Genomic DNA, 11,140 nt, shown 5'->3' on the forward strand with positions numbered 1-11,140 from the left:
CGTGACCTCTTCGCTGCCCGTGCCTCTTCGCTACGCCGACGTCGGTTCCGTCTCCTGCGCCCCTTCTTGCGCCCCCTCCTTCGCCGCCGCCTGAGCGCGCTCGCGGGCCTCGCGGCGCAGCAGGACCACCCAGCCGACCGGGACGCCCGCCGCGAACAGCCACCACTGGACGGCGTACGCCAGGTGCGGGCCGACGTCGCTGTGCTCGGGTGCGGGCAGCAGTTGGGGGCTGCCGTTCTCGGGCGCGGGCGAGGTCAGCTGGATGTAGCCGCCGAGGACCGGCCTGCCGAGCCGGTCGGCCTGCTGGGCGCTGCTGATCAGCATCACCTGGCGGTCGGGCAGGCCCTTGACGTTCTTGATGCCGCTCTCCGCGGTCGTCTCGTCGGGCATCAGCCGGCCGGTGACGGTGGTCTCGCCGCGCTCGGGCGCCGGGATCTTCGGGAACGCCGTCTGCGAGACGTCCGCGGGGACCCAGCCCCGGTTGACCATGAGGACCCTGCCGTCCTCGAGGACGAAGGGGGTCAGCACGTGGTAGCCGACCTTGTCGTCGGCGTTGGTACGGCGGCGCACGACCTCTTCGTTCGCGGTGTCGAAGTGGCCCTTGGCGGTGACCTCGCGGTACAGGTCGGCGTGTTTCACCGTCGCGCCGGGCGCGGTCAGCGACTCGACCGGGACCGGCTTGGCCGCCATCGAGGCGGAGATCACCTTGTTCAGCGCGACCTTGTGCTCATGGCGGTGCAGCTGCCAGAAGCCCAGCCGTATCATCGCCGGGATCAGTGCGATCGCGACGATGGTGAGGATCACCCACTGGCGGGTCCACAGGAAGCGGTACACCCCACGACGGTACCTCCCGGGCCGTGGGGTGTTTTCGGCAGGGGTGTCCCCATACGGAGTCCTGGCATGCGCTGTCCTCGCCCGCGCCGTCCTCACACGCGGTCGACGATTCCGACCCTCCCCTCCGCGCGGGCGCAGTGGGCGCCGCAGTACCAGTGGCCCTCGACCTCGACGCCCTGCCCGATGATCTGCACACGACAGTGCTCGCAGATCGGTGCCATGCGGTGGATCGCGCAGGCGAAGCAGTCGAAGACGTGCACCGCGCCCTGGGCGTGCACCTCGAAGGTCATTGCGTAGTCATTGCCGCACACTTCACATCTCGCCATGCGCCACAGGGTGAGCCGTGGCCGCCGCGCGGGCGAGCGGGCGGCGGGCGATTCGTCCGGCAATCACCCGTACGCCCGTCAGCGGCCGTCCGCCGGTTCCACGTCCCCCAGCAGCTGCCCGAACGCCGCCTCGTCCACCACCGGAGTGCCGTACTGCCGCGCCTTGACCACCTTCGACGTGCCCGAGTCCGGGTCGTTGGTCACCAGCAGGCTGGTCAGCCGGGACAGGCTGGTGGACACGTGCAGCCCGGCCTCCACGGCCCGGTCCTCCAGCAGCTCGCGGTCGGTGGAGGTGTCCCCGGAGAAGGCCACCCGCATGCCCTGCTTGAGACGCCTGCCCACCTCGTAGCGGCCCGGGTTGGGGTAGGGGCACGCGGGCCTTTTGCGGGACGGGCGCCAGCTGCTCTGCCGATAGCCGCCGTAGCCGCCCGACGACTGCCGGGGCACCGCTCGGTCCGACCACTCCGTCAGCGGCAGGCACTCCAGCAGCGGCAGCCGCATCCCGCCCGCGGCCGCGGCCAGCAGACTCGGCCGGAACGCCTCCGCCAGCACGCGCGCGTCGTCCAGCGCGTGGTGCGCCCGCTGCTGCACGACGCCGAAGTGCGCCGCCAGCGACTCCAGCTTGTGGTTGGGCAGCGGCAGGCCCAGCTCCTTGGCGAGCGCGATGGTGCACAGCCGCTGCCGCACCGGCGCCTCACGCTTCGCGCGCGCGTACTCCCGCGCGATCATCTGCCAGTCGAACACCGCGTTGTGCGCGACGAGCACGCGGTCGGCCAGCCGCGCCCCGAACTCCTCCGCGATGTCCGCGAACAGCGGCGCGCCCCGAAGCGCCTCGCTCGTCAGCCCATGGATCCACACCGGCCCCGGATCCCGCTCCGGGTCGACCAGCGTGTACCAGTGGTCCTCGACCTCACCGCGCGCGTCCAGCCGGTAGACCGCCGCGGAGACGATCCTGTCGTCCCGCGCCAGACCGGTCGTCTCCACGTCGACGACCGCGTATCCCTTCGGGTACGCGGTCGGCCACGGGGTGGCGGAGAACCCTGCGAGCGTGCGGTCTTCGAGCATGGTCCCTGAGGATACGGTCCCCGACTGACAGCCTTGCCCCCCGGTGGCCCCGCACCGGGCCGGCCGACGGTGGTCCGAAGGGCCGGTACGGGGGCTGACCGCCGGTCAGAGTGCCGCACGGCGGGCGAAGTGTGCGATTCTCCGCTCTGTGACGGAACCGATGGAACCGATGGAACCGACGCACGACGAGGCGCACGGGGGTGCGCTCGGAGCGCGGCTCAACTGGTTGCGGGCGGCGGTTCTCGGAGCGAACGACGGCATCGTGTCCACCGCGGGACTCGTCGTCGGCGTGGCCGGCGCGACGGACTCCCGTTCGGTGCTGCTGACGGCCGGGCTGGCCGGGCTGCTCGCGGGGTCGATGTCGATGGCGGCGGGGGAGTACGTGTCGGTGTCGACCCAGCGGGACTCGGAGCGGGCCGCGCTGGCCCTGGAGAGGCAGGAGTTGAGCGAGCAGCCCGAGGCGGAGCTGCGGGAGCTGACCGACATGCTCCAGGAGCGGGGGCTGTCGCGTGACGTGGCCAGGGAGGCGGCGGAGCAGCTCACCGCACGGGACGCGCTGCGGGCCCACGCGCGCGTGGAGCTCGGCATCGACCCCGACGAGCTGACCAATCCCTGGCACGCGGCCTGGGCGAGCTTCCTGGCGTTCACGGTCGGCGCCCTGCTGCCCCTGCTGGCGATCGTGCTGCCGCCGCCGGGGTGGCGGCTGGGCGTCACCGTGCTGTCCGTCCTGGCCGCCCTCGCCCTCACCGGCTGGAGCAGCGCGCGGCTGGGCGCGGCCAGGCCCGGCCGGGCGGTGCTGCGGAACGTGGGCGGCGGGGCGCTGGCCATGGCGGTGACCTACGCGGCGGGGACCTTGCTGGGGGCGGCGGGCGTGTGACAGCACCCCGCCCCACCCCGCCGCCCACCGCTCACCAGCGGATCGGCAGCGGCAGCGCCGTCAGCAGCCCCGACACCGCGACCACCACGCCGAGCACGGCGACCTCCGCCCAGGCGGGAGCGGACGCGGCCGGCGGGCCGGGGGCCCGGCTCAGCCGGATCCGCGCCCACAGGGCGAGCAGGGCGACACCGGCCATGAGGATCACCTTGGCGAGCAGGGTGCGGCCGTAGGCCGTCGCCGTGAGCTGGTGCAGCACCGTGTCCGGGGGCATCCGGCGCAGGGTGCTCCACACGCCCGTCGCGGTGACGGCGGCCAGCAGAACGGCCGCCACGCGCGCGTAGCGGCCCAGCAGGGCGGCGCCCGCCGCCGCGCCGCGCCACAGCCGCAGCGTGCGCAGCGCGTACAGCAGCGCACCCACCCACAGCGCCCCGCAGAGCAGATGCACGACGGTCAGGGCGGTACCGACCAACGGGCTGCTCTCGGTGCCGGGGTGCGCGCGCAGGGCCTCGGCGACGACCACCGCGGCGAGCGGCCACACCTGCCGCGACGGGCGCCGCGAGAGCGCGCACAGGCCCATGACGAGGAAGGCGTTGACCTCCAGCAGGGCCAGTGAGCCGTCCCGGGTCCGGTACAGGCCGCCCACGTCGATCTGGGCCGGGCTGTGCGGCACCAGGTTGCCGGTGGCCACCACGGAGGCCAGGCCCAGGGCGGCGAGGAAACCGGCGGCGGCCGCGTACGGCGACCAGCTGGGCGGCAGCCGGCCGGGCGCCTCGGGGACGCGGGCGGCCAGCCGCTTCACGAACAGCTCACCGACGGGGACGCAGACCGCCGCGAACAGCACCGTCCGCAACACCGCTATGCCACCGACCCCGGGCGCGGCGGCCTCCCCGGTGTCGCGCAGGGCGGCGGACGGACCGAGCAGCGGTATCAGCGCGGCGAGGGCCACCAGGACGAGGACGGCGACGGTCCGGACGGTCGCGGCCCGCCGCCCGACCCCGCGCGTGTCCTCCGCCGTGGCGGCCGGTGGTATGAGCGTCACCCAAGGATCTTCACCAGCCACCCCGAAAGGGGGCAAGGGGACGCCATCAAGTGGACAACACCGTTCCGCGCGACACGACTTCCCGTGCCGTCCGTCCCCTCAGATCCATCGGGCCGCGTCCGAGCCCCACGGGGACGGGGGGCGGGGCCAGTCGGCCGGACCGTCGGTGAAGGCGATGGGGGAGCGGGCGTACCGCAGCCGGCCGATGCGGCTGTCGGTCTCCGTGAGCCAGGGAGCGGGGCCGTCAGCGGGGCCGTCGTAGGAGGAGCCCTCCTCCGTGGCGTGGGCGGGCTTCGGGGCGTCCGCGTCCTTCAGCCAGGCCGCCGTACGCGCCAGGGCCAGCCGTATCACCCGGGTGCCGCCCTGCTGCGACTGTTCGGTCAGGGCGCGCAGTGCCGCGGCCGCCAGCAGATAGCCCGTACCGTGGTCCAGGGCCTGCGCGGGCAGTGCGCCGGGCCGCTGAGGCGCGCCCTCGATCGCGGCGATGCCGGTGGCGGCCTGTACGAGGCTGTCGAAGCCCCGCCGCCCGCCCCACGGCCCGTACCCGCCCCACGCCGACAACTGGGCCACGACCAGCCCGGGCCGCCGCTCGGCCAGTGCCTCGGGGGAGAGCCCGAACCGGTCCAGGGCGCCCGGCCGGTACCCGGTGACCACGACGTCCGCCGCCGCGAGCAACTCCTCGAAGACGGCCCGGTCGGCCGCGAGGTCCAGCACCGCCGACCGCTTCCCGAAGCCGGTGTCCGCGTGCAGACCGGCCTCTTCGGGACGGTCCGGCGCGTCCACGCGCAGCACGTCCGCGCCCAGCAGGGCGAGCGTGCGGGTGGCGACGGGGCCCGCGAGCACCCGGGTCAGATCCAGCACGCGCAGCCCGGCCGCGGGCAGCAGGGGAGCACCCGGGACGGGCGGCAGTACGCGCGCGTGTGTCTGATCCAGCCGCTCCCGCTCGACCAGCGGCCGTGCGGCCACCGCGGCGCCCTGCTCGTGCGCGGCCCACTCCTCGGGGGTGCGCAGCGCGACGGCGAGGCCGCCGGCCGCGTACACGGCCTCCTCGACCTCGAGCGCGGACCGCTCGGCGAGCACGGAGGCGACACGGTCCACGCCGTCCGGCACGCCCAGCGCGGAGAGCAACCGCTCCCGGTGATGCGGATAGTTGGCGTGCGTGCGCACCCAGCCGTCCGCCGTCCGCCAGAACCGCGACAGCGGCGTGAAGGAGACCGGCGCCCGCCCGTCCACCAGCAGATGCCGCTCACTGAGGAACGCCGTGGCCACGGCCCCGTCGTCGACCCGCACCGCCGGCACCTCGGCGAGCCCCGCCCGCGCCGCGCCCAGTTCGGCGGCGGCCAGCGCACAGGCACCCACACACGCGCGTGCCGTCTCCCGCACGGGAAGGCGCGCCGGAAGCGCGCCTTCCCGCTCCACGGTGGTGGCCCGCCCGAGAAGGGCGGGATCGCCACCCACCGCGGACCACGCGAAGGAAAGATCAGTCATGACCGCCACTGTGCGGTACCGGCTGATGTTCCCGCAGCTACTTCTTCACGGCGTTCAGGGCGTTCGTCATGCCCTTGCCGTAGAAGGAGTTGTTGCCCTTGCCGCCCTTGCACTCGGCATCGACGGTGCCGTCGCCGTTGATGTCGTACGGGGTCGTGCACTCCTTCTTGTCGGCACCCTGGGCCAGCAGCGCCTTCACCTGGTTCGGCCTGGCGTTCGGGTGGGTCGACTTGATGAGCGCGGCGACACCCGCGACGTGCGGCGAGGCCATCGACGTGCCGGCCATGTAGCCGTATCCGCCGCCCGGGATCGTGCCGAGGATCAGGCCGCTGGTGGCGGGGGCGTCGGGCGTCTGGTAGCGGGTCGAGTCGCCGCCGGGCGCGGCGATCTCGATGACGCCCTGGCCGTAGTTGGAGAACGACGACTTGATGCCCTTGGCGCCGACGGAGGCGACCGTGACGACACCCGGCAGCTGCGCCGGGATGTCCAGGCACTTCTTCGGGTCGATCACCCGGTCACCGGGGGTGCCGTCGTTCGGGCTGCCGTCGTCGAGGATCGACTTGCCGGCCAGGTCCCAGTTGTCGTTGCCGGCGGCCGCGACATTGACCGTGCCCTTGCGCTCCGCGTACTTGGTGGCTCGCGACACGGCCTCCAGCAGAGCCTTCTGGTCGAGGTCGTCCTTGCAGTTGAACTGCCACGGGTCGGTGTAATAGCTGTTGTTGGTGATGTCCACACCGTGCTCGGCGGCCCAGACGAAGCCGCACACCACGGCCTCGGTGTAGAACCAGCCGCCGGGCGTCGACACCTTGATGCCGGACACCTTCACGCCCGGGGCGACCCCGACCATGCCGATGCCGTTCTTCGCGGCGGCGATCTCACCGGCGACGTGCGTGCCGTGCGCACTCTCGCCCGGGTTGGGCCGCCAGGCGCCGTCGGTCGTGTCCGGCTTGCCCGACACGCAGTTGACGGATGCCGCCCGGTCGAAGTTGGGCGCGAGGTCCGGGTGGGTGTCGTCCACACCGGTGTCGATCACGCCGACCGTGACCTCGGAGCTGCCCAGCGTGACCTCGTGCGCCTTGTCCGCCTTGATCATCGGCAGGTCCCACTGCAGCTCCTGCAGCGGCTCCTGACCGTCGGTGGCCGCCGCGGCCGCGGCCTTCGCCTCCGCGTCGGTGAGCATCTGCGGCGCCCACATCTCCGTGGTCGTCTGCGGCGACAGCGGAGCGGTCCGGGTGGCGCCGGCCGACTCGACCCCCTTGTACTTGCGTATCTGCTCGGCGAAGTCGGCCTTCGACGAGTGGACGACGATGACGCCGATCTGGTCGTAGGCGATGACGACCGTGCCGCCGGCCTTGGCGACCGCCTTCTGCACGGACGCGGAGCTGTGCCCGGGACGGACGTTGACGACGTAGCTCAGCGTCTCCCCGTCAGCGGCGGACGTGCTCTGCGCGGCGGGCACCCGCGGACCGGCCTCGGCGGCGGACGCCACGTTCGGCAGGAACGCGAGAGCGGAGGCGACGGCCATGCCGAGCGGGATGGTGACGGTACGCCGGTTGAGGCGAACGCTCATGTGAAACTCCAGTTTGTCGAACCATTGCAGTGCGGCATGCGACACGGCATGCGGAACGTGGGGGGTTCGTTTGAGGAAGTGAAGGGCGGAACCGGTCACTTGACGGCGCGGAGCGCGTTGACGACGCCGAAGCCGTAGAAACCGTTGCGGTGCTTGTTGCCCTTGCAGAACGAGTCGACGGTGCCGTTGCCGTCCGGGTCGTAGGGCTCGACCGGGCATCCGGGGTTGTCCGCCTGGGCCTTGAGCAGGGCCTGCAGCTGGGCGGGCGTCGCGCGCGGATGCGTCGACTTCAGCAGCGCGGCCACACCGGCCACGTGCGGGGCGGCCATCGAGGTGCCCTGCAGGAAGGCGTACTCGCCGTTCGGCATCGTGGACAGGACGCGGCCGTTGCCCGACGGGGTGTCGGGGATCTGGTACCTGTCGCCGCCCGGCGCCGCGACGTCGATGACGCCGTCGCCGTAGTTGGAGTAGTACGACTTGAGGTTCTGCACACCGGTGGCGGCGACCGTCACCACACCCGGCAGCTGGGCCGGTGCGTCAAGGCACTTCTTCGGGTCGATCGTGCGGGTCACCGGGGTGGTGTCGTTCGGGCTGGAGGCGTCCTCGATCGACCTGGCGGCCAGATCATGGTTGGAGTTGCCCGCCGAGGCCACGTGCAGGGTGCCCTTGCGCTGTGCGTACAGCTGAGCCCGGTTGACGGCGTCGACGATGGCCTTCTGGTCCGCGTCGTCGGGGCAGTTGTACTTCCACGGGTCCACGTAGTAGCTGTTGTTGGTGATCTGGACGTCGTGGTCGGCGGCGAACACGAAGGCGCAGACGACGCTCTCGGCGTAGAACCACTGGTTCTCGTCCGGCTGGGCGACCGTGATGCCCGAGACCCGCACACCGGGCGCCACGCCCGCGACCCCGACGCCGTTGCGGGCCGCGGCTATCTCGCCCGCCACATGCGTGCCGTGGTAGTGGTCCGCGTCCACCGGCCGCCAGGAGCCGTACGTGGTGTCCGCCTTGCCGCTGACGCAGTTCGCGGACTGGGAGGCGGAGAAGTTCGGCGCGAGGTCCGGGTGGGTGTCGTCGACGCCGGTGTCGATCACGGCGACGGTGACCTTCGCGCTGCCCGGGTTGATCGCGGCGGCCTTGTCGGCGCCGATCGCCCGCAGGTCCCACTGCTCGGCCTCGAGCGGCTCCAGGGGCACCGAACCCTTCGGCTTCTTCGACGCCCTGGCGGCCTTCCCCAGCTGTGCGACCTCGGCCTCGGAGAGGTACTGCACCCCGCCGACGTCCGTCGTGCCGGCCGCGCTCAGCGGCGCGGTGCGGGTGGCCCCCGCCGAGTCCACCCCGGGGACCTCGCGGATGGTCCTGGCGAAGTCCGGGTTCGCGGAGTGGACGACGACGACACCGATCCTGTCGTACGTCGTCACGACGGTTCCGCCGGCCGCGGCTATCGCCCGTTCCACCTTCGCGACCGTCTGACGGCTCGTCTTGGTGTTGACGACGTACGTCATCGTGGCCGCGTCCTTCGCCTGCGCGGCCGGGGCCGCGTGGGGCGCCGCCGACGCCGCGGCGGGCAGGAAGCCGAGCGACGCGGTCAGCGACAGCACGACCGGTACGGCCAGTGCGAGCCTGCGTCTGGAACGCAGATGAGCCATGGGGTCTCCACATCATCCGGGTGCAGAACCCTCCCCGGACACAGGTGTTGCCCAGGGCAGGTACATGACGGGTGGTGCGTGTGCAGGCTGAAGCTATCTCGCCGTCTCCCCCACCAGCAATGACTTGACAATGACTTGTTCAGACCGCCTGCGAAAGAACGCGAAGGAACTTGAACCGGTCGCCGTGCGGCGCCGTGGACCTTGGGCGGGGACCCCGAGCACGATCGATCCCCTTTGCCGCAACCGCATCCCAACGCGAGGAGACCGACGTGGCCACCGAGACACCGCCACCCTCGAAAACCCAGGCCCCACTGCCCTCCGCCGAGGAGTTCGTCGCGGTGCAGGAGAGCGACGAGTTCGGTGAACTGCGCCGCTCCTACCGCTCCTTCGCCTTCCCCCTGACCGTCGCCTTCGTCGCCTGGTACCTGCTGTACGTCCTGCTCTCCAACTACGCGGGCGGCTTCATGGGCACCGAACTCTTCGGCAACATCAACGTCGCACTCGTCCTGGGCCTCGCCCAGTTCCTCACCACGTTCCTCATCGCCTGGTGGTACGCGCGGCACGCCGCCGCCAAGCTCGACCCCAAGGCCGAGGCCATCAAGTCCCGCATGGAGGGCGCAGAATGAACCCCGCGATCACCCTTGCCGTCGGCGAGGCGGGCGAACACCGGCCGCTGATCATCGCCCTGTTCTCGGCGTTCGTCGTCGCCACCCTCGTCATCACCGTCTGGGCCGGCCGCCAGACCAAGGACGCCGCCGACTTCTACGCCGGCGGACGGCAGTTCACCGGCTTCCAGAACGGTCTCGCCGTCGCCGGCGACTACATGTCCGCCGCGTCCTTCCTCGGCATCGCCGGCGCCATCGCCCTGTTCGGCTACGACGGCTTCCTGTACTCCGTCGGCTTCCTGGTCGCCTGGCTGGTCGCCCTGCTCCTGGTCGCCGAACCGCTGCGCAACTCCGGCCGCTACACCATGGGCGACGTCCTGGCGTACCGCATGCGCCAGCGCCCGGTCCGCACCGCGGCCGGCACCTCGACGATCGTGGTGTCGATCTTCTACCTGCTGGCCCAGATGGCCGGCGCCGGCGTCCTGGTCTCCCTGCTGCTCGGCATCACCAGCGACGGCGGCAAGATCGCCATCGTGGCGCTGGTCGGCGTGATCATGATCATGTACGTCACCATCGGCGGCATGAAGGGCACCACCTGGGTGCAGATGGTCAAGGCCGTGCTGCTCATGGCCGGTGCTCTGCTGCTCACCTTCCTGGTCATGCTGAAGTTCAACTTCAACATCTCCGACCTGCTCGGCACGGCCGCCGCGAGCAGCGGCAAGGGCGCCGCCTTCCTGGAGCCCGGACTGAAGTACGGCGTCAGCGGCACCACCAAGCTGGACTTCCTCTCGCTCGGCATCGCCCTGGTCCTCGGCACCGCCGGCCTGCCGCACATCCTGATCCGCTTCTACACGGTGCCCACCGCCAAGGCCGCCCGGAAGTCCGTGATCTGGGCGATCGGCCTGATCGGCGCCTTCTACCTGATGACCCTCGCCCTCGGCTTCGGCGCCGCCGCGCTGATCAAGCCCGGCGAGATCATCGCCTCCAACAAGGCCGGCAACACCGCCGCCCCGCTGCTCGCCCTGCACCTGGGCGGAGTCGACTCCAACTGGGGCGCGATCCTGCTCGCCTCCATCTCCGCGGTCGCCTTCGCCACCATCCTCGCCGTCGTCGCGGGACTGACACTGGCCTCGTCCTCCTCCTTCGCCCACGACATCTACGCCAACGTCATCAAGAAGGGCACCGCCACCGAGAAGCAGGAGGTCAGCGCCGCCCGCTGGGCGACCATCGGCATCGGCGCCGTCTCCATCGTGCTGGGCGCCCTCGCCCGCGACCTGAACGTCGCCGGTCTGGTCGCCCTCGCCTTCGCCGTCGCAGCCTCCGCCAACCTGCCCACGATCGTCTACAGCCTGTTCTGGAAGCGGTTCACCACCTCCGGCGCCCTGTGGTCGATCTACGGCGGCCTCGTCACCGCGGTCGGCCTGGTGCTGTTCTCGCCGGTGGTCTCGGGCAAGCCCACGTCGATGTTCCCGGACGTCGACTTCCACTGGTTCCCGCTGGAGAACCCGGGCCTGATCTCCATCCCGGTCGGCTTCCTGCTGGGCGTCGTGGGCACCCTGTTGTCCAAGGAGACCCCGGACACCGCCAAGTACGCCGAACTGGAGGTGCGGTCCCTGACGGGTACGGGAGCGCACTGAGCGCACCGTCCGGGACGGCCGCGCCGCAGGGCTTCACGGGCCCTGCGGCGCGG

Annotated in this window: 10 protein-coding genes; 3 read left to right on the forward strand and 7 right to left on the reverse strand. The window is 71.8% G+C overall.

Annotation, left to right across the window (positions count from 1 at the left end; genetic code table 11):
• Positions 1–30 precede the first annotated feature (30 nt).
• The 3 genes from DEP02_RS03065 to DEP02_RS03075 form a co-directional block, all read right to left on the reverse strand.
• Positions 31–834: an SURF1 family cytochrome oxidase biogenesis protein gene (locus DEP02_RS03065; protein ID WP_198668268.1), complete on the reverse strand. Its 804-nt coding sequence runs from the start codon at positions 832–834 to the stop codon at positions 31–33.
• A gap of 92 nt (positions 835–926) precedes the next feature.
• Complete coding sequence (locus tag DEP02_RS03070; protein ID WP_112465765.1) at positions 927–1,160, reverse strand: metallothionein; 234 nt, start codon at positions 1,158–1,160, stop codon at positions 927–929.
• 78 nt (positions 1,161–1,238) lie between these two features.
• The gene (locus DEP02_RS03075; RefSeq protein ID WP_112465766.1) at positions 1,239–2,225 is read right to left on the reverse strand and encodes a DEDDh family exonuclease; all 987 of its coding nucleotides are present in this window, start codon (positions 2,223–2,225) and stop codon (positions 1,239–1,241) included.
• Between the two features lie 169 nt (positions 2,226–2,394).
• Here DEP02_RS03075 and DEP02_RS03080 point away from each other — a divergent pair, with 169 nt between their 5' ends.
• Entirely contained in the window at positions 2,395–3,102 is a 708-nt protein-coding gene (locus DEP02_RS03080) for a VIT1/CCC1 transporter family protein (protein WP_112465776.1), read from the forward strand.
• A gap of 31 nt (positions 3,103–3,133) precedes the next feature.
• On the opposite strand, the gene DEP02_RS03085 is transcribed toward DEP02_RS03080, so the two are convergent.
• From DEP02_RS03085 to DEP02_RS03100, 4 genes are all read right to left on the reverse strand, one after another.
• A complete protein-coding gene (locus tag DEP02_RS03085; protein WP_112465767.1) occupies positions 3,134–4,141 on the reverse strand; it encodes a CopD family protein in 1,008 nt (335 codons plus the stop codon).
• Between the two features lie 99 nt (positions 4,142–4,240).
• Positions 4,241–5,629: a CoA transferase gene (locus tag DEP02_RS03090; RefSeq protein ID WP_112465777.1), complete on the reverse strand. Its 1,389-nt coding sequence runs from the start codon at positions 5,627–5,629 to the stop codon at positions 4,241–4,243.
• Between the two features lie 37 nt (positions 5,630–5,666).
• Positions 5,667–7,199, reverse strand: a complete 1,533-nt coding sequence (locus DEP02_RS03095) for a S8 family peptidase (protein ID WP_112465768.1) — start codon at positions 7,197–7,199, stop codon at positions 5,667–5,669.
• 95 nt (positions 7,200–7,294) lie between these two features.
• On the reverse strand, positions 7,295–8,845 hold the full coding sequence (locus DEP02_RS03100; protein WP_112465769.1) for a S8 family peptidase: 1,551 nt from the start codon (positions 8,843–8,845) through the stop codon (positions 7,295–7,297).
• A 269-nt stretch (positions 8,846–9,114) separates the two neighbouring features.
• Between DEP02_RS03100 and DEP02_RS03105 the strand changes: the two genes are divergently transcribed.
• Entirely contained in the window at positions 9,115–9,471 is a 357-nt protein-coding gene (locus DEP02_RS03105; RefSeq protein ID WP_112465770.1) for a DUF485 domain-containing protein, read from the forward strand.
• Complete coding sequence (locus tag DEP02_RS03110; protein WP_112465771.1) at positions 9,468–11,087, forward strand: monocarboxylic acid transporter; 1,620 nt, start codon at positions 9,468–9,470, stop codon at positions 11,085–11,087. Before DEP02_RS03105 ends, DEP02_RS03110 begins: the two co-directional genes overlap by 4 nt.
• Positions 11,088–11,140: the final 53 nt, after the last annotated feature.

The organism is Streptomyces triticisoli (assembly GCF_003270085.1).
GTDB classification, from domain to species: Bacteria; Actinomycetota; Actinomycetes; order Streptomycetales; family Streptomycetaceae; genus Streptomyces; species Streptomyces triticisoli.